The sequence below is a fragment of the Crateriforma spongiae genome (assembly GCF_012290005.1).
Lineage (GTDB): Bacteria > Planctomycetota > Planctomycetia > Pirellulales > Pirellulaceae > Crateriforma > Crateriforma spongiae.
Map to the genome: position 1 here is coordinate 519,420 of NZ_JAAXMS010000004.1, position 20,040 is coordinate 539,459.

11 protein-coding genes are annotated in these 20,040 nt (G+C 60.0%); 4 read left to right on the forward strand and 7 right to left on the reverse strand.

The features are described from left to right. Positions 1-5 precede the first annotated feature (5 nt). Together HFP54_RS13390 and uvrA are read right to left on the reverse strand one after the other, a co-directional pair. Positions 6-2,198: a protein kinase domain-containing protein gene (locus tag HFP54_RS13390; RefSeq protein WP_168565501.1), complete on the reverse strand. Its 2,193-nt coding sequence runs from the start codon at positions 2,196-2,198 to the stop codon at positions 6-8. Beyond that, positions 2,195-8,785, reverse strand: a complete 6,591-nt coding sequence (gene uvrA / locus HFP54_RS13395) for an excinuclease ABC subunit UvrA (RefSeq protein ID WP_168565502.1) — start codon at positions 8,783-8,785, stop codon at positions 2,195-2,197. Before uvrA ends, HFP54_RS13390 begins: the two co-directional genes overlap by 4 nt. A gap of 254 nt (positions 8,786-9,039) precedes the next feature. Between uvrA and HFP54_RS13400 the strand changes: the two genes are divergently transcribed. Genes HFP54_RS13400 through HFP54_RS13410 form a run of 3 tightly spaced genes read left to right on the forward strand, consistent with a single transcriptional unit; the run spans position 9,040 to position 10,858 of the window. Continuing rightward, positions 9,040-9,555, forward strand: coding sequence for a gamma carbonic anhydrase family protein (locus tag HFP54_RS13400; protein WP_146413688.1), 516 nt, complete (start codon positions 9,040-9,042; stop codon positions 9,553-9,555). Next, complete coding sequence (locus HFP54_RS13405) at positions 9,552-10,550, forward strand: Gfo/Idh/MocA family protein (protein WP_168565503.1); 999 nt, start codon at positions 9,552-9,554, stop codon at positions 10,548-10,550. Before HFP54_RS13400 ends, HFP54_RS13405 begins: the two co-directional genes overlap by 4 nt. Continuing rightward, a complete protein-coding gene (locus tag HFP54_RS13410) occupies positions 10,541-10,858 on the forward strand; it encodes a P-II family nitrogen regulator (protein ID WP_145297850.1) in 318 nt (105 codons plus the stop codon). Before HFP54_RS13405 ends, HFP54_RS13410 begins: the two co-directional genes overlap by 10 nt. A gap of 21 nt (positions 10,859-10,879) precedes the next feature. On the opposite strand, the gene HFP54_RS13415 is transcribed toward HFP54_RS13410, so the two are convergent. The 5 genes from HFP54_RS13415 to HFP54_RS13435 all read right to left on the reverse strand — a co-directional run bounded on the left by HFP54_RS13415 (position 10,880) and on the right by HFP54_RS13435 (position 17,457). Next, positions 10,880-12,415, reverse strand: coding sequence for a sulfatase (locus HFP54_RS13415; protein WP_315853890.1), 1,536 nt, complete (start codon positions 12,413-12,415; stop codon positions 10,880-10,882). Between the two features lie 230 nt (positions 12,416-12,645). Continuing rightward, on the reverse strand, positions 12,646-13,563 hold the full coding sequence (locus HFP54_RS13420; protein ID WP_168565504.1) for a TIGR03009 domain-containing protein: 918 nt from the start codon (positions 13,561-13,563) through the stop codon (positions 12,646-12,648). A 246-nt stretch (positions 13,564-13,809) separates the two neighbouring features. Next, positions 13,810-14,229: a PaaI family thioesterase gene (locus tag HFP54_RS13425; protein ID WP_197137284.1), complete on the reverse strand. Its 420-nt coding sequence runs from the start codon at positions 14,227-14,229 to the stop codon at positions 13,810-13,812. Positions 14,230-14,645: 416 nt separating this feature from the next. After that, the gene (locus HFP54_RS13430) at positions 14,646-16,304 is read right to left on the reverse strand and encodes a BBP7 family outer membrane beta-barrel protein (RefSeq protein WP_168565506.1); all 1,659 of its coding nucleotides are present in this window, start codon (positions 16,302-16,304) and stop codon (positions 14,646-14,648) included. Positions 16,305-16,791: 487 nt separating this feature from the next. After that, the gene (locus HFP54_RS13435; RefSeq protein WP_146413683.1) at positions 16,792-17,457 is read right to left on the reverse strand and encodes a metallophosphoesterase family protein; all 666 of its coding nucleotides are present in this window, start codon (positions 17,455-17,457) and stop codon (positions 16,792-16,794) included. A gap of 287 nt (positions 17,458-17,744) precedes the next feature. On the opposite strand from HFP54_RS13435, the gene HFP54_RS13440 reads away from it, so the two are divergent. Next, positions 17,745-19,886 carry a vWA domain-containing protein gene (locus HFP54_RS13440; RefSeq protein ID WP_168565507.1) on the forward strand — a complete coding sequence of 714 codons (2,142 nt, stop codon included), beginning with the start codon at positions 17,745-17,747 and terminating at the stop codon, positions 19,884-19,886. Positions 19,887-20,040: the final 154 nt, after the last annotated feature.

The following is a 20,040-nucleotide window of genomic DNA, read 5'->3' on the forward strand; positions in this document are numbered from 1 at the left end:
TGGCGTTACGTGGTCGCCGCGCCGATCGGAATCAACACGCCGTAGATTTCGATCACCTTTTGCTCGTCATCGAACAACGGTTGACCGCGTGCGATCGCGGGTCGATAGGCACGCTGATTGACGGGCAGCATTTTTTCAACATCGCCGATCGTCCCCTGACGCAAATTGATTTCAAACGCCGTCCCACTTTCGACCGATTGCTTGACGGCTTCACGCAGGTGCGGTGAATCATCCGGATGGATCGTCGACAGGTAAGCTTCGAACGACAGCGGTCCGCTGCGGACGTCACGGCCGACCAAGCGGAACGTCTCCTCGCTCCAACTAATTTCTTCGGTCATCACGTTGAAGCCCCAAGTCCCCAAACCGGCCAAACGCTGGAGATCACGCAGACGACAACGACTTTGACGCAGCGCATTTTCGGCGTCTTTGCGCAGCGAGATGTCACGGATCGTCGACATCACGACCTTTTCGTCGCCCAATTCGATTGATCTAGCGCTGATCAACACGTGGATCTCCGAACCGTCACGCCGCAAAAACACCGCTTCGAAGTTGTCGACCTTGCCGGATTTCTGCAGTCGTCGAAAAAATTCGCGACGTTTTTCGGGACACTTGTAAATCTGAAGCTCGGGCATCCGCGCGCCGACGATCTGGCTGACGTCATAGCCCAGCAGAGTCAGGAACGCTTCGTTCGCCTCCAAAACTTCGCCGTCGGTGATGCGGACCAACAAACCGGCTTCGGGTGACCGCGTGAACAAAGCCGAATAACGGGCTTCGCGGTCGGCCTGGTCGTTGCGCAGGTCACGTTGGCGACGCAAACGCATCGCGACTTCCGATTCACCGTCGCCGCAGGATTCGTACAGCGAAATGGCCAAGTCCAGGTCGCCGTTGGATGCGGCGATTGATGCGAATTGTCGGTGCAGTTCGGTCTGGGCGCGATGCGCACGTTTGTTGCCCGGCCACGCCTGGACCGCTTCGTTCAAAATGGCATCGGCCAAACGGTACGGTTCATATGAACGCTTTCCTTGCTCCGGTGCATTGTCTTGTGCGTCGTGCAGGATCTGTTCGGCGCGACGGACCAGCGAAACACTTTGGCGATGAACCTGATAGTCTTCGATCGCGCTGATGAAAGCTTCGATGCCCTGGTGGCGGTCTGCGGGGCGAGTCGCCATCGCTTGCATGGCAACGTCCATCAGTTCGCCTTCGACGTCGGTCGGGCGAATGACATTGTTGGCCGCCGCGTGGATGCACGCCAACAGCGTTTCCCCGTGGTGCGGTGCTTGGCCGGTCAAGATTTGGAACAGCACCGCGCCCAACAAGTAGACGTCGGTCTGGAAACTGACTTTTGACGTGTCGCCCATCGCCAATTCGGGGGCCATGTAGGCGGGCGTGCCGCCGATGGTGGAATCGATTTCGCGGTCGATCCTATCGGTCGGACCGTGGCTGATCGCCAGCCCCCAGTCGGCCAACAAGACTTCGCCGAAACGACCCAACATCACGTTTTCGGGTTTGATGTCGCGGTGCACCAGCCCGCGGGAGTGGGCGTATCGGATCGCGTCGGCCACGCGCAGCAGGACACGCAGGTTTTCTTCGATCGACATGTCCGCGATCTGTTGGTCCCAACTGGAACCGTCGACGCGTTTCATCGAATAGAACAGGCGGCCTTGGTCGTCCATGCACAGTTCGTGCAGGGCGATCACATTGGGGTGATCCAGCCCGCCGATCACGCGAGCTTCGGTGACAAAGCGTTCGCGCGATTGCGTGTCACGGCTCAGGTCATCCCGCAATTGCTTGACGGCGACTTCGCGATCGATCGCGCGTTGGTGTGCTTGGTAGACGATGCCCGTTCCGCCGCTGCCCAATTTTCCGACCAAACGGTATTCGGCGTCGTGGCGTTTGCCTTGTTCCAGTGTGGCGACCCGGCGGATGGGGACGTTGTTTTCCGCTTGGGATCGGATGAACTGTCCGATGTCGAACGGATCGGTCGATGGGTTGGCGGCCGCACCCTCGGGCATGATGTGCGTTTCGGTGTGATCGGCCGCATCACCGGTGCGTTGCCATGCCGGGTGAGAAAATGTCGGGTTGGTGGCGACGAAGGACAGTGAAACCGTTTTGGAATCGGCGGGCATTGATGCCAGACGATCCGAAAGGTTTTGGTCGGCGATGATCGTCTGCAGCAGATTGCCACTCACGGTGGTCATAGGCGTGACTCGAAATGATGTTTCAAGAACGATCGTAGTTTACGACTACGGACATGCTTCGGGTCGGTCAGGTTCAAAGTCACACTGGCCTTGTCTTTGCCACGGGGGCGGATTGGGTCACTGGTGTCGATCGCAGAGACAATCTCCGCCGTAAAAGAATTGGCCGGTCCGCGGATTTCCAACTGCAGCGATTCCGGTGTCTTGGTCTTCAGTAACCCCCAAATGCGTCCTTTGGGATCGGTGACTTTGACCCGATCCGCCGCCTCGAACCGCAACCGTTCAGCTCCCGCGATGCGTTCGAGCATCGCCAGTGTCTGTTCGGCCAATTCGATCGGCCACTGTGGACCTTGGTGATCGGGAAACCCTTTCTTTAAAGAATGCCAGCGACGGCCCAGCGCCCGCCACGGTTCCAAAATGGCTTCCGCACCGGCGGGTGGATCCACCCGCAGTTTGGAATCGCCATCGGTGACCGAATCCAAATCGTCGCCCGGTGAAGCTTCGGCGACGACGTCGTACGTCGATTCGTCCACCGAGCCATTGGACAGGTGCGTGTCACGGATCGCCGAATCGCTGAGCAGCTGGTGTTCGGATTCTTTGGCTTGCAGAAGCGCCCTGGCGACATAGGGCGCCGTGACGCTGGTTGCGGTTTTCGACGCGGACCGTTTGGCGGATCGATTGCCGGGACGACGCCGCGAAGTCTTCTTGGCTTTGCCGCCGCCACGTGCCTTACGGATCGTTTTCGCATCCACCGTGTCGGCCATCTGTTCGGGGGTACCGGCAAAGACGATCTGTCCGCCGTCCACGCCCGCACCGGGCCCCAGATCAATGATCCAGTCGGCGCATTTGATGACGTCCATGTTGTGTTCGATGATCACCACGGTATTGCCGACTTCCACCAACCGCTGGACGACATGCACCAGTTTTGCGATGTCACCAAAGTGCAGCCCGGTGGTCGGTTCGTCCAACAGGTACAGCGTGTTGCCCACCATCGGACGCGAAAGTTCGGCAGCCAGCTTGACCCGTTGGGCTTCGCCACCGGACAGCGTCGGCGCGGACTGGCCCAGCGTGACGTAGTCCAGCCCGACGTCGCACAACGTTTGCACGATGCGAATGATTTTGGCTTGGCCGGCAAACACGTCCAACGCATCGCGGCACGACAGATTCAAAATGTCGTTGATCGAATGGCCGTGGTATTTGACCTCCAGCACGGTGTCGTTGTATCGCCGGCCCTGACAGTCTTCGCATTCCACCCAAACGTCGGGCAAGAAATGCATTTCGATCCGACGCTGCCCGGTGCCTTCACAGCCTTCACAGCGGCCACCGGACACGTTGAAGCTGAATGATCGTGCGGTCAGCCGACGTTCTTGGGCATCGGGCAGCTTGGCGAACAGCGTACGGATTTCGTCAAAGACGCCCGTGTAAGTGGCCGGATTGCTGGACGGTGAATTGCCCAGCGGTGATTGGTCGACGCGAATGACTTTGTCGATGTAGCGGACGCCTTCGATCGCATCATGCTTGCCCACACGCACGCGGGCGCGGTGAAGTCGTCGTGCAAGGGCGGGGTACAGGATGTCATCAATCAGCGAACTCTTGCCGCTGCCGCTGGGGCCAGTGATCGCCGTCAGCACGCCCAACGGCAGTTCCAAGTCGATGCCCCGGAGATTGTTTTCTCGGGCACCGCGAACGTTTAAAAATTTCACCGCTTGTTGATCGCCCACGATGACCGGACGTCGCGATGGCGGTACGGGGATCTGTCGGCTGCCGTCGATGAATCCCGCGGTGACGCTTTGGTCGGCCGGTTGGATGTCGGCCGGCGGTCCTTGGGCGACGACGCGGCCGCCGTGACGACCGGCGGCGGGACCGAAGTCGCACAAGTAATCGCTGCCCGCGATGACGTCGTGATCGTGTTCGACCACTAGCAACGTGTTGCCAAGGTCGCGCAAGCGATGCAGTGCGCCGATCAGCCGGTCGTTGTCGCGCGGGTGCAGGCCGATCGTGGGTTCATCCAAGACGTACAGCACGCCGCACAGTCCGCTGCCCAATTGCGATGCCAGCCGAATCCGCTGGGCTTCGCCGCCGGACAGCGTGGCCGCACCACGATGCAGCGTCAAATAATCCAGCCCGACGTCCAGCAAGAAACTTAAACGCGATTTGATCTCGCGAACCAGTTCGCCGGCGACCTTCTTTTCGCGTGTGTCCAGCTTCCATGCGGTCACGGTTTCGCTCAGCCGGTCCAGTGGCTGGTGAACCAGGTCGGCGATCGTGAAATCGCGGAACCGCACGGCCGCCGATTCGTCACGCAGCCGTGATCCGTCGCACGCCGAACACGCAATTTCGTCGGTAAAGCTTTCCAGCTTGCCACGCAGTCCCGGCGTTAAACGCGCCGCTTCGGCCAGGGCCGGATAGAAACCTTTGAATTGATAGCGGAACAACACGGACGAACCGCCGGCGGGACGGATCGACGTCGCATCGTCTGGATCGTCAAAGTCATCGGCACGTACCTCCACCCAAATGCCGCCGGTTCCGTGGAACAATTGGCGTCGCTGGACGACTTTCAGTTCGTCAAACGGCACGTCGATATCGATGCCGGTCGTGCGTGACAAGGCACGCAGCATCGCGACCGACAAGGGCTTGGCCACGTCGGGCCAAAGCAGCGAAACGCCTTGACGCATATTCATCATCGGCGACCGCAACAACGCGGCAGGATTCGTGCCCGTTTGCGATCCCAATCCTTCGCACTGTGGGCACCAACCGATCGACGAGTTGAACGAAAAGTGGTGCGGCGACACCGGTGTCAATGAACGTCCGCAACAGCCGCAGACCAAATGTTGGCTGTGCGTTTGCACGTCCCAGTTGGGTTCATCGCGGTCGGCATGCACGATGGCGACTCGCATGATGCCGACACCCAGGGACAACGCTTGTTCAACGCTGTCGCTGATACGCGAGACTTCGTCGTCGCGGATGACGACCCGGTCCACAACGACTTCGACGACTTGGCGTTTGCGAGGGTCCAGTGCGGGGGCGTTTTCCAGCGGAATGGTTTTGCCGTCGACGCGGATGCGGTGGTATCCGGTGCTGCGCAGCGACGCCCAGGTATCCAAGCTGGCTTCGCCCGCCTGGACTTCGATCGGGGCCAAGATCAACGCTTTGGTTTCCGCGGGCAACGCCATGACCTTGTCGACGATCTGGTCGGGCGTTTGGGTGCCGACCGGTTGCTGACAGTCCGGGCAGTACATCGTGCCCAGCCGTGCCATCAGGATCCGCAAGTAGTCATAGATCTCCGTCACCGTGCCGACGGTGCTGCGTGGTGAATGGCCCAGGTTACGTTGTTCCAGCGCGACCGCGGGCGATAAACCTTCGATCGATTCGACGTGTGGCTTTTCCACTTGGCCGATGAATTGCCGGGCATAGGACGACAACGATTCGACATAGCGTCGTTGACCTTCGGCATAGATCGTGTCCATCGCCAGCGACGTCTTGCCGCTGCCGCTGGGGCCGCAGAACACCGTCATCGCATCGCGGGGGACGTCGACACTGACCGATTTCAAGTTGTGTTCTTCGGCATGACGAACCACGACGTGCGTGCGAGCCTTGGCCGACGGTGCGGCCAGAGCGGTGCCGCCGGACGTCGATTTGGATTTCGTCTTTTTGCCACGCCGCTTGATCCCCATCGCTTTGGCCAACGCCGCACCGGTGTGGCTTTCGGCGACCTTGGCCACGTCGGCCGGTCGTCCTTCGGCGACGACGGTGCCGCCCCCGCTGCCGCCGTCGGGGCCCAAGTCGATGACCCAGTCGGCGGTCTTGATGACGTCCATGTTGTGTTCAACGATCACGATCGTGTTGCCGCGATCGGCCAAGCCATGGATGACTTTCAGCAACAGTTCGATGTCGGCAAAGTGCAAACCCGTCGTGGGTTCATCCAGCACGTACAGCGTGTGACCTGTTTCGCGTTTGGACAGTTCACGCGACAGCTTGATCCGTTGGGCTTCGCCGCCGGACAGTGTGGGCGACGGTTGCCCCAGTTTCAGGTATTCCAGGCCGACGTCGACCAGCGTCTTCAGCTTTTCTGCGATCTTGGGGACGTTGATGAACAGATCCAACGCTTCGCTGATGTCCATTTCCAAAACATCGGCGATCGATTTTCCTTTGAAGGTGACCGACAGCGTTTCGCGGTTGTAACGTCGCCCACCGCAAACCGGGCAAGTGACCCAGATGTCGGCCAAGAAATCCATTTCCAACTTGTTCGCGCCGTTGCCGTCACAGGCCGCACAGCGACCGCCGTCAACATTGAAGCTGAACCGACCGGCGTTGTAGCCGCGTGTTTTCGCTTCGGGCAATTGGGCGAACAGGTTGCGGATTTCGTCAAAGACTTTGACGTACGTTGCCGGATTGCTGCGTGGCGTGCGGCCGATCGGCGATTGGTCGATCGCGATGGTCTTGTCCAGCAAATCGATGCCTTCGATCGCATCGTGTTCACCCGGTTCGCTTTCGGCACGGTTCAGATCGCGGCGAAGCGCGGGTTCCAGGATGCCACCGATCAACGAACTTTTGCCGCTGCCCGACACGCCGGTCACGCAAGTCACCGTGCCCAGCGGGATCGAAACATCGACGTTTTTCAAGTTGTGAAAGCGAGCACCACGGATCGTCAGCTGTGCATCGTCGGAAATTTCGCGCAGCGTTTCCGGCGGCGTGATCTGACGCTGGCCTGACAAGAATTGACCCGTCACACTGCGACGCGATGACGTCACATCGTCGATGTTGCCGGCGGCCACCACGCGACCGCCTTTGACGCCCGGGCCGGGACCAAAGTCGACGATGGTGTCCGACGCCCGCATCGTGTCTTCGTCGTGTTCGACCACGATCAACGTGTTGCCCGCGTCGCGCAAACGCAGCAATGTTTCGATCAGCCGGTCGTTGTCGCGGGCGTGCAGACCGATCGACGGTTCGTCCAAGATGTAAAGCACGCCGACCAATGCCGAACCGATCTGGCCGGCCAAGCGGATGCGTTGCGATTCGCCGCCGGACAAGGTCGGCGCGGTGCGAGCCAGCGTCAGGTAATCCAACCCAACGCCCAATAAGAAACCCAGCCGCGAACGGATTTCCTTGAGGGCTTCGGCGGCGATCCGGGCGTCGGTGGGCGACAGATCGACGTCAATGAAAAACTCGGCCAGTTCGTCGATCGACAATTCGCACAATTCGGGCAGCGAGTACTCCGCTGTCCGGTCGGGCTTGGTCAAACGCATCGATTGCGTGGCCAGTCGGACGCTGCACGCTTGGCGGTTCAGCCGTCGGCCTTCACAGTCCGGACAATCCATCCGGCTCATGTATTTTTCGAATTGACGCAACTGCATCTTGTTGCGCGTCGTCTTGTACCGTTCCAACAATTCGGGAATGAAGCCACGAAAGCGACCGACGTACTTACGTGACTTGCGACCGCCCCGCCATGTGAACTCCAGGTCTTCGTCGATGCCCCACAACCACGCATGTTGGGCTTCGGGGGGCAAGTCGCGCCACTTGCCTTCCAGCATCGTGCCCTTTTCCAACCCGAAACGATGGTCCAGTGCCAAACCCGCGTCGCGATAGATGTGGCGTCGGTACCGTCCCATGTCGCCCCATTTGCCCAGCAGCACGATGGCGCCTTTGCGGACCGACAGCTTTTCGTCGGGGACCAACAATTCGGGAACGAACGTGTACAGTCGGCCCAGCCCGTCACAGGATTCGCACATCCCTTGGGGGCTGTTGAAGCTGAACAATTGCGGTGACGGCGGCCGATAGCTGGTGCCGCACGACGGGCATGAACTTTGAATGCTGAACAACCGGTCGTCTTTGACCGTGCCGGCTTGGGCAGCGTTCTCGTCGGTCAACGACACCATCATCGTGCCTTCGCCCAGACGCGTCGCCATCTGTGCCGCTTCGACCAACCGGCCGCGGTCGCGATCGTCCGGCGGGATGCGGTCCACGACGACTTCCACATGGTGTCGTGAATGACGGTCCAGCGGTGGCGGTTCGGACAGCAAGATCGTTTCGCCGTCGACCCGGGCGCGGGTGAAGCCTTGTTTGCGAAGGTCTTCAAACAGATCCTTGAATTCGCCCTTCTTGCCGCGCACCAGCGGAGCCAAAATCCAGAGCGTGTCGTCAATCGGGGCTTCGGCGATGCGGCCGACGATCGCGTCGTGCGTTTGGGATGCGATCGGGACGTCGCACCGTGGGCAATAGCTCTTGCCGACCCGTGCGTACAGAACCCTCAGAAAATCATAGATCTCCGTGATAGTGCCGACGGTGGATCGCGGGTTGTTGCCGGTCGACTTTTGGCTGATCGAAATCGATGGGCTCAGCCCGGATACCAAGTCCACGTCCGGCTTGGGCATCTGGCCCATGAATTGCCGGGCGTAATTGCTGAGACTTTCGACGTACCGCCGCTGGCCTTCCGCGTACAACGTGTCGAACGCGAGCGATGATTTGCCGCTGCCCGAAACGCCGCTGAAACACACCAATTCGCCGCGGCGGATCGACAGATCGACGTCACGCAGATTGTGCTCTCGGGCCCCTTTGACGCGAATGGTCTGCGTGGGATCGGTCTTCGCCATTCGTTCGAGTTCGGCTTCCGTGTGGTGAACTGTCGGTGGATCGCCCCGAGGGCGATAAAGCACTGGGAAAGTTGGTCGAGTACAACGCGCCGGGGGCGGTTCGTCAATTGTGCGATCGGATTGTGGCAGCGGATCAAGCCCGCGCAGGCCCCCTGGTCCCCGGACAGCCCATCCGAGGATACTTGGCGCCTGAAAAATACGACCTAAGGCCGTCCGTCCACCCGCGAGCGGCCCACCCGACCACCTGGATATCCATGCCCGATCCCACCCGATACAACGCCGACTTGGTCGACCCGTCCGCTTTTATCGCCGACACCGCGACGGTGGTCGGCGACGTCCGCTTGGGCAAAAACGTCAGCGTCTGGTTCGGCGCGGTGCTGCGTGGCGACCTGGAACCGATCGTCGTCGGCGAAGATTCCAACGTGCAAGATCTATCGGTCCTGCACACCGACCGCGGGTTGCCTTGTCAAATCGGGCGTCGCGTCACGATCGGCCACAGTGCGGTCGTCCACGGCGCGACGGTCGAAGACGATGCGTTGATCGGCATCGGCGCGATTGTTTTAAGTGGTGCCAAGGTCGGCGCTGGTGCGATCGTGGCCGCCGGAGCTTTGGTGACCGAGGGCGCGGAAATCCCCGCCGGCCGTTTGGCCGTCGGTGTGCCGGCGAAAGTGATCCGTGACGTCACCGAAGACGATCGCGATCGGATCACCAGCAACATGCAGCATTACGTGGAAAACGGACAGCGTTTCAAAGCGGCACAGGAATCATGACCAAGGAATCTGCTTCAACGACCCGATTCGGGTTGATCGGCACCGGCCGCATCACCCGCCGCTTGGTCGCCGACATCCAGTCGACATCGGGTTGCGAAGTCACCGCGGTGGCCAGCCGCACGATGGAGCGTGCCCAGTGGTGCGCGTCACAGTACGCGATCGCCGACGCGGTGCAGGGTTACGAAAACCTGTTGTCCCGTGATGACGTTGACGCGGTGTATCTGTCCCTGCCGCCGTCGATGCATCGCCAATGGTGCGTGGCGGCCGCCGAAGCCGGTAAATCGATCCTGTGCGAAAAACCGCTGGGGATGAACTCCGCCGAAGTCGCACAGATCGATGATGCCTGCCGGCAACACGGTGTCCGTTGGCTGGACGCGACCGGTTGGCTGCATCACCCCCGCACCGCCGCGTTTGCGGATCTGATCCGCGACGGCCGTTTGGGAACGGTGCGTCATGTCAGCGTGGCGATTTCCTTTTTCGAGCCTTTCCAATCCGGTGAACACCGTCTGCAACGGGAACTCGGTGGCGGATGCGTCTTGGATTTGGGTTGGTATGCCTGTGGCGTCGCACGTTTCGCATTTGGCAAACCTTGTCGCGATGTCATGGCGACGGCCGTTTATCGTGGCGACGTGCCGATCCGCTGTACCGCGGTCCTGCGATTCGATGATGATCGGTCGGCCACCATTTCCTGCGGCTACGATACCGCGACGCGCAAGTGGTTTGAAATCGCCGGCAGCGACGCGTCCCTGATCTGTGACGACTTTTCACGACCTTGGCCGGACAAGCCCGCACGGTGTTGGATCCACGACGCGTCGGGCAAAGTCGACCAGTTGGATTTTGAGGGGCATCAAGAGATTCGCATGATCGAAACGCTGATCGGCGAAGACGACTTGGCATCCTTGCACGCCCAAGCGATCGACACACAAGCCATGGTCGATGCGATCAATCGGTCGCTGGAAACTTCGTCCGCACAGGAGCCGACGTCATGCATTTGATCCGCGCCGTGATCCAACCGACTAAGCTGTCGACCGTGCGTGATGCGCTGGCCGAATTGGGCGTCCAGAATTTGACGATCAGCGATGCGACCGGCTATGGCCGCCAGCGTGGTCAACGTCCCAGTTTTCGTGGCAACGAATACAAGGTCGACCTGCTGAGGAAAATCATTCTGGAAATGGTCGTCAGCGATCAAGACATCGAATCCGTCTTGGAAACTCTGGGCAAGGTCGCCAAAACGGGGACGGAAGGTCAGATCGGCGATGGCAAAATCTTTCTGATGCCGATCGCCGATTCGATCGATTTCTGAGAACGCGATTTCCGGTTGGGTCTATTGCACCCAGTCTTCCATGACGATTTTTTTGTCCTGCCAATAGAACCCGTCATCGCGTTTTTCCAGGATGCGGTGCGCGCTGCCCGGGGCCAACGGTTTTTCCGTTTCCGGCAGATACGCCGACAAACGCTTCACTACGGAATCGTATTGCGATCGATCGCTATCGCCGGCCAGCAGGTTTCGGTGTTCCAAAGGGTCGGCCGCCCGGTCGTACAATTCTTCGCCGCCGTCGGCGTAAACGATGTAACGCCAACGCGTATCGCACACCGAATGATTGCCGGCATTGTGCGTGCAAATCGCCGGGCGCTCGCGAACGTCGGCGGGGTCTTCCAGTTGCGGAACCAGGCTTAAACCTTCTTGACCCTCGGGGACCGACAAACCGGTCAATTCACATAACGTTGGATACAAATCCAATAACTCAGCCGGTGATTCGCATTTGACGTTGGCGGCGATCTGATGATCGGTCAATCCGTCGGGAACGGAGATGATCAACGGCACTCGCGTGCTGCGTTGCCACAAGGTGTTCTTGCCCGAAACGGCCTTTTCACCCATGTGGTATCCGTGGTCGCTCCATAACACCACGATGGTCGAATCGGAAAGTCCGCTGGCGTCCAACTGGTCCAAGATGCGGCCGACTTGGCTGTCAACGAAACTGACCGATGCTAGGTAGGACCGTGTCAGGTTTTTCAGTTGATTGTTTTCACGCAGCCAACTGGTCCGCGGTTCGGGAAGTTCCCAGTGGATGTACCACGATGACATTGGGGTGTCGTCGCGATCGCCTGGGGGCATCGGCGGCATGGTCAGCGATTCAAACGGGTACATGTCGTACCACTTTTGGCTGACATAACAGGGCACGTGCGGCAGGAAGAATCCGGCGGCCAAAAAGAACGGTTGGTCACGCGTTTTGGAAAGCTGATCCAGTTGATCCACGGCCCAGGATGCGACCACCCAGTCGCCTTTGTCTTCGTCGCGGTGCGGGAACGTCCCCCAGTCCATCAGCGGGTGATCACCGCCCGGTGTCGGTGGAATCAGTTTCTTTTCCGGTTTGGCGCCGACACGTGCCGGCGGTCCCCACACGTCGGCTTCGGCATCGGAACCTTTGCCGCGTCCGTGTCCGCCGTGATGGATCTTTCCGCCCAGTAGCGTCTTGTACCCGTTGGCGGAAAAGTGCTGGGGCATTGTGACCAAGTCCGACAGTTCATCGACGTTGCGGATCCACGGCGCCAATCCGTAAACACCAGTGGACGTCGGTCGACGACCGGTCATGATCGACGTGCGGCTGGGGTTACACAGCGGTGCCTGGCAGTGGGCGTTGGTGAACGTGACCCCGCGGCTGGCCAAGCGTTGCATCGCCGGCGTTTTGACTTGCGGGTGTCCGCCCAGCGGCTGGACCCAATCGTTCAGATCGTCGATGGCGATCATCAAGACGTTGGGTTTCTTGGGCGTTTGGTCGTCGGCGGTGGCGATGCTTTGAAGCTGCAGGACGCACAGTGCGAGCCCCGCGAAGACCGAGAGCGAAGGGATCTTGGGCACGATGAAACCGTCGATGGAAAGTTGGCGGGCGGAACGCTTGGCGTGCCGTGAGGCGACACGGCCGGTGGGACACGAAACAACCGCATCGATCCAGTGGACCGATGCGGCTTCATGCGGCGTCCAGTATAGCCAACATTCACAACGTCTGGTTCTCGGCATCACAGGTGCCGAACTCAAGTCACAGGGATGAAGTTCCCAGAAGACTTGCCGTCGTGATTTTCACGCGTGCGTCAGTTGCCCGGCGCGAACGTGTCGCGGTGGATCTTCCAATCCGACGGCGGCTTTTCCGGGATGAAGTTGTTCATGAAGTTGCTCAACCGGTTCATGCTGCCGTTGCGAGTCGCTTTGCTGAACTCATAGATGTCGCGGTGCGGTGCGGTACGAGCGTCATAGTTGGGGGCGTACATCACCAAACCGGCCGGCAAGAACGTGTCTTGTTGCAACACGATTTGAACCAGCTTGTATTGGGCCGCGTCTTGCTGACGTTTCGGCCAAGCTTCGATCATGATCAAGTCAGGCTTGGGAGCCATCACTTGGCGGACCCAATAACGCTGCTTGATGTCGTTGGCTTTCAAGTTGAAAACGAACGGTAGCGGGCTGTCGATGATCCCGGCACCCTGCAATTGCGGCGGCAATGCTTGGATGCGGCATTCTTTGTTGCTGCGGTCGAATTCCAACAGCTCTTTGCCGTTACACACCCAGTGTTCGCCGAACTGGCCGTCGATGGCGGCATGTTGTGGCTTGCCGCCTTCCATGCCTTTGTAAAACACCTTCTGGTCGACGCGGAACAGACCCTTGTCCGGTTCGGCATATTTGATTTGACCCAGCGATGCCGACGCATAGATTCCGGCCGGTGCCGATGCGGTGTCATAGTGGTAACGATGGAACGTGCATTCCAGGGTCTTGGTGCTGCCGCTTTGCTTTTCCCAAGCCGCCAGGATTTGGTCCAAGCGTGCTTGTTCGGCCGCGGACAACTGGAACGGTGCCAGAGCTTCGTTTTGGTCGGGGGCCTGCTGTCCGCCCGATCGCGATGCCGAAGCGATCCGTTCCTGCGGCTGATTCGCCGTCTGGGCCGGTGCGGTAAAGCCGGCTGTCATGCCGTGCCAGGTCAGAAAGGCCATCGCCATGACCGTTGCGTGTCGCATCATCCTTGACGCCCGTTGTGTTGACTGCAAAGTCCGGTGGATCCGCGGCACGTGCCTGCGGATTGGCCACGGAGATCCGATCCGCCGCCACAGCGGGAAACTAGCAGGATGTTTCCCCGATCCGAAAGGCGAATTTGGATCAATTCGCGCTGGAAAATCCTCGGGTCCCGGTTTCCCAGACACTCCAGGTTGCCGGCCTTGACCGCCGTCGCTGGTGTGCGACGAGTCTCGAAGCGGCGAAACTCGTGATCAGGACTGGGACAGCACCGTGCAGGTGCTGGTCGCGGTGGCCACCAGCTTGCCCTTGGGGCCGGTGATGTCGCACTGAACAAAACCGATCCGCAGGCCTCGTTCGACCACCGTTGCGGTCGCGGTCAGCAAGCCGTCTTTGACCGGCCGGATGAAGTTGATCTTCATCTCGATCGTCGAAAAGTCTTCGCTTTCCAAAAGCGTGCGGCCGAAAGCGATGCCCATCGCCGCATCGGCCAACGCCGACACCAAGCCACCGTGCACCCGTCCCATCGGGTTATGGTGCTGGGGACCACACTGGATTCGCACGACCGCATGACCCAGCGGCGTGCCGGAATCCGGGTCGGCCGGCGGCTGGACATCAAACCCGACCAGACGGCTGATCGGCGCGGTGGAGAAGCGTTCGGATTGGACGGGCAAGACGCTGTGAACCTTTGGGAATGACGGGCGACCTGGGGGATCCAGGTGATTAAACAGTTCATTGTAGCGCTTGGTCGATACTTCCCGCGATCCCTCAAACGGCGGCCAAATCAACCTGAATTTGATGCTGAGAATTGGCCGCGTTTTTATGGGGGGCCGGTACGTCCGCATGAGCGTTTCGCGATCCCGATAGGACTGCGCGACTTTCGCGTGTGCACCACGTCGCCCGGCCTCGCCGAGGTCGTGAGCTTTGGATACAAGTCTCGGAGAGACTTGGCTACGTGCTAGGCACTGTTTATCAATTCAACACGAAGGCCAATGAAAACGGTAACCCGACGCGTCAGCGAGGGATTCTTGATGAATGAATAACTTCGGCCCCTCGCTGACGCTTCGGGTTACCAATTGATAAGCAGTGCCTAGTAGGAATAGTGCAACCCCAGGTGGATGCCGTGCACATAGATCGTGTCCGTGCGGATTGCCAACGCTGGACTCTGCTGGCCCGTCGGCGGGATCGCACTGTTGACGGCCAGGTCCGGGTCGATCATTCCCGACACCTGCAGGGCATCGGTCATGGCGATCAAGTGATAGCCGAATTTGACGTCGAATCGGGGAAAGCGGTGCCAGCCCAGCGACAGATCCATTTCCGGAATCCATCCGAACGTGTTGTCGTCCAGCGGTGACGAATTGGTGCTGCGGACCAGCAAGCCTTCGTTGATGATCGACTGGTTGCCGTCGACGCTGGTGACCGTGGTTCCGCTGCGGCGGGCGCCACGTTGCAGCGATCCAAAGCCGAATTTGAACAGGCTGCGGAATGACCAGCACCCGGACGTGTGACTGGTGGCCAAGCCGATTTGGCCGCCATGGAATTCGTTCTCCGCGTCGAATGTGTCAGTGACATCGATGATCGATCCGATCGGCGGCAACGTCACGTTGGGATCGATCGAAGTGCTGGATGAATGGATCCGCAGCGATTCGTCGAAACGCATGTACTGGTATCCGTACAACACGTCGACTCGACCGGCAAAGCCGCGCATCCAAGGTTGATAGACGGCGATGTCCGCGCCGGCCACGTTGCTGGAACCGTTCACGCTGACCGATCCAAACGCGACATCGGGAAAGGCGATCTGCAAAGTCTCGTTGCCCGGTGTGTCACCGTCGCTGACATTGAAGAACGGTCGCGTCAGCACGTCAAAATCGGATTCGTCGGCGCTGAAGTTGTACGTGTCTTCGCCGACCGCCCAAGCACGGAATCGCAGGCTTCGACACTGGGCTTCATCCAACCAAGTCCCGATCATCAAACGGCCGCCCATCGTGGCGCCTTCGAACACGGTTCGGTCGCCCGCCAACACGGTGGTGTCGGCATCGTCCAAGTTGCCCGTCGATCCGGTCGTCACCAACGGCGGCAACCGATCGCCCTTTCGCCACATGGACAGCAAATCAATCGATCCGAACCAACGATGCGGGGCGCGTACGATGTATCCGGTCGGTCGGCACGCCGAACACCCGTCACAGGTCAGCGAATCACATCCGGCGATTCCGCTGTCACACGTCAACGCATCACAGGCGGTGGATTCGATCCCGCAAGCGGGTTCGCCGTAGTACTGCCCGTCGTAGAAGACCTCACCGGCGATTGCATCGGCCGATACCGTCGGCGATGTGATCGATGATGGAACCGATTCGCTGACCATTGGGATCGGCGACGGCGGATCGGGCGCGACTGATTGGGCATGGGATACCGGACGTAGTTGTGGTTCCGGTGCCACCGTCATCCCGGGATCGATGCTGGCGTCCACCAATCCGGCTTTGGATCGGTGATATCGTGCGTCGTCGACTTCGCGGTAACGGTCGTCATCGGCCGCGACGGCGTCGGACACCGGCGGCTGATAGGTCCCGCGATCGGGCTTCTTCATTCGAATGCCCTGCGCGTTCGCGGCGGTCGCATGAAATACGGCCACCGTCGCCAAAGCCATCACGCCTCGGCGGACCCAACGGGTCGCGACGGCGGATCGGTCGGCGGGCGGAACGGTGCGGGCGTCGTTGAATTCGGCGGCGTTTGCAATCGGCCAGGTGGTCATCGCGTTGATCTCGGCAGGCGAGAAGTTGATGGACGAACACGACCACAGCCACACGGATCGCGGCGCAAAACCGGTGGCGCCGCTACGAGCTGTCGTCGTACCTTCAACTTCGACCATGACGGTCGTGACGATGAAATAAATCTGGCAAGGTTTACCGGTTGTGACGGTTTTGCCGACGACTGAATGAGAAGCCAGGCAAGACACGGCGAGTGCGGTGACGGAACTCGATCACGGGTCGAACGCGACTTGCCCAGAGCGGAAGGAGACTTTGGCAACGAAATGCTGATGGTTTCAGCACTTCATCCTCCCGCTTGCGGGACGGTCGGGATCGAGGAACGAGATTCCGGGGCGGGTGCTTTGGGTGGCGCGCCCTCCCCTCGCTTTGACTCGAACATCCCGCGGTGAGGAAAACTCTGAGTCGCCTTGGCCACCAAGCGAACTGCTTGATCCTACTGTGACACGCTGCCCCTACTGTGACACGCTGCCCCTACTCTGACACGCGAACTTGGCCCTGCTGGTTGGCCTGCCAGAATGATCGCTCGTTCAGGTCCATCGCGGTCAGCCATTGTCCGCCATAGGCATACGTGTCCAGACAGATCAGGTGCCCCAGATCGACGACTTCACCGTCGCGGTTGGCCGTGTGGCCGACGATCGCCGTCTTGCCACTGTAATGCTGCGGCGGGACGCCCCGCATCAGGCTGTGCCAACGCAGCAGATCGACCGGTTGTTGTTCCAGCGGCAGCCCCGCATCGTACGCGGCGTGCGTAAAGAAAAACGCATCGGTTTCGAAGAAGTCGCCCAGGTTATCCAGAAAGCTCTGATGCTCAGGCGGCAGAAAATCCAGATCGCCGTCAAAACCATAGCTGTCCAGCGTTTCAATCCCGCCGTGCTTCAGCCATTCGTGGTGCGGGGCTTCCCCGCGAACCACCTCCAGCATCATCTCTTCGTGGTTGCCCATCAGGCAGACCAACTGAGTCTGACCGCCCAATTGGATTAGTCGATCGATCACACCACGCGAATCGGGACCACGATCGACATAATCGCCCAAGGCGACGACCAGATCGTCCGGATCGGGTTGGACGTGTCGCAGCAGATTTTCCAAGGCAACGGTGCAACCGTGTATATCACCAATCGCAATCAGACGACCGCTCACTAACGGGGCTCGCTACGGGTTCTTGTAATTTGGGCATGCCACGCCATCCGTTGTCGCGTGGCTGGAAACGGAACGAACGAATGTATCGGTTGCAACGAATCATCGCACGGGGGCGAACGTTGACGCGATACTCGGGCTTTGCCGTTGGTGTGCATCCGTCATGCCGCCGATGACGGTGTGGCCTGCGACAATGAGTACAATGTAGATGCTCGATCGTTCCAAAAATGCCCTCTTCCTGCTCCTCCATTCTGATTGCATCCGCCCGCGGATCGGGTCAGACTGATTGAATGTCGACGACGCTGCCCCCCGAAATACCGACGCCGACAGGCACTCCGGCCGCCGTCACGGCGATCCCGCCGGATCGTCTGGACGATGACGCCCAGGCGGCCGATGCGCAGACGCCCCACGATTCGATGGGCGACGCGGCGGACGGCACCGATCCCGACTGGGACGAATTGGATGACTGGGATGACCCGCCGTGGTGGGCCAGCGATTGGGCGGCCGTCTTGGTCACCAGCATCGTCGCGCACCTGATCGTCGTACTGACCCTGGCGCTTGTCCGGCTGCACCAACCGGTCGAAGAACAGGTCGCGCTGATGGCGGCCAAGAGTGAGAATGTTCCGGATCCGGTCAATTTGATCGACACGCTGCAGTACAGCGACGACCCGGAAGAAAGCATTGGCGCCGATTCGCTAAGCGTGTCCGAAGCCGCAACGGCAACCGCCATCGAGTTCGCCGAAATCGCGGAGATCCCTTCGCCGGTCGACACGCCGCCGGTGGACTTCGGCCAAGTGATCGCCAGCGAAGTGTTCTCTCAGCCCGTCGCGCCCATGCAACGGCTGACCAACCAAAAGGGCAAAGTCGGCGAAGGCACGCAAGGAGCCGCCGGGGCGATCGATCGCATCACGTTTGAAATCCTAAAGTCGATGGAAGAACGTCCGACTCTGGTCGCTTGGCTGTTCGACCAAAGTGGTTCGCTGCACCGACAACGCCAGCAAATCATCGGACGCTTTGATCGCATCTATGAAGAACTAGGGATCGTCCAAGAAAACGACGAACGGTTCAAAGAACGCAAGGGGGTCGACGTCCCGCTGTTGACGTCCATTGTCGGCTTCGGACAAACCGTCCAGCTGTACAACGAGAAACCCAGCGACGATCTGGGGGCGATCAAACAAATCATTAACTCCATCAATGTCGATTCCTCCGGCGTCGAACGCGTCTTCACGGCGGTGGAAGAAGCCGCCAACGAATTCAAACGCTTTCGACGAAACACCGGCGACGGCCCGGCCCGCAACGTCATCTTCATCGTGGTCACCGACGAACGTGGCGACGACGCGGAGCGTTTGGAGCGGGCGATCGGCACCTGTCGTCGCTACGCCATCCCCGTGCACGTGATCGGAGTCCCGGCACCCTTTGGCCGCGAACACACGTACGTGAAATACGTCGACCCCGATCCGCGGTTCGATCAATCCGCTCGTTGGGCCGAAGTCGATCAGGGACCGGAGACGCTGTTGCCCGAGCGAGTGCAAGTCGGCTTCACCGGCGACTTCCAACAAGAACCGACCGTCGACAGTGGGTTTGGTCCCTATGCGTTGACCCGGCTTTGCTATGAAACCGGTGGGATCTATTTCACCGTTCACCCGAACCGCAACATGAATCGCGCGGTGTATCGCGGCGAAGTCGATCCGTATGCGTCCGACCTGCGGTACTTTTTTGATCCCGACGTGATGTCACGTTACCGGCCGGATTATCTCAGCCCCAAAGACTATCTGGAATTCGTCCGTCAAAGTCCTTTGCGTCAAGCGTTGGTGCAAGCGGCGCGGATGAAACCGGCCCAGGGGATCGACGCGCCACGCACGCGTTTCGTCAAACGCAATGACGCCGGGCTGGTCGCCGACCTGACGCGGGCCCAACAGGACGCCGCCAAGTTGGAACCGACGTTGTTGATGATGGCCCAAACGTTGATGCCGGGGATGGAGCATCGGGATGATGAAACCAGTCCGCGTTGGCAAGCCGGTTTCGACTTGGCGATGGGACGTGTGTTGGCGCAAAAGGTTCGCACCGAAACCTACAACGCAATGTTGGCCAAGGCGAAACGTGGGATGGCGTTCAGCGATGCAAAGAACAACACATGGGTCCTGAAGCCCGCCGATGAAATCACCGTGGGCAGCCGCTGGCAACGTGAAGCCGAAACGGCCAAGACGCTGCTGCAGAGTGTCGTCGACAACCATCCCAAGACGCCTTGGGCGTTGCTGGCCAGCCAAGAACTGTCCACGCCGATCGGTTGGCAATGGACCGAACAGTTCACCGCCCCCGATCCACCGCGACCGAATCGTCCGGGCAACAACAACCCCAACCCGCGCCCACCCCGTGACGATCAAGCGCGGATGCTACAAAAGGCCCCCACCCGCCCGATCCCGAAGCTGTAAGATTCACACCGCTTTTCGGTCACGGTCCGCGACTTCGAAACGCGACGTCGCTGTCTTTCTGCCTGAGCCGCCGGCCGTCAGGCCTCGGGACACTGAAATCCGGCGACCGTATCTATCATCCCGTGACCTCGCTGCGGGCAACGGGATTATCGGG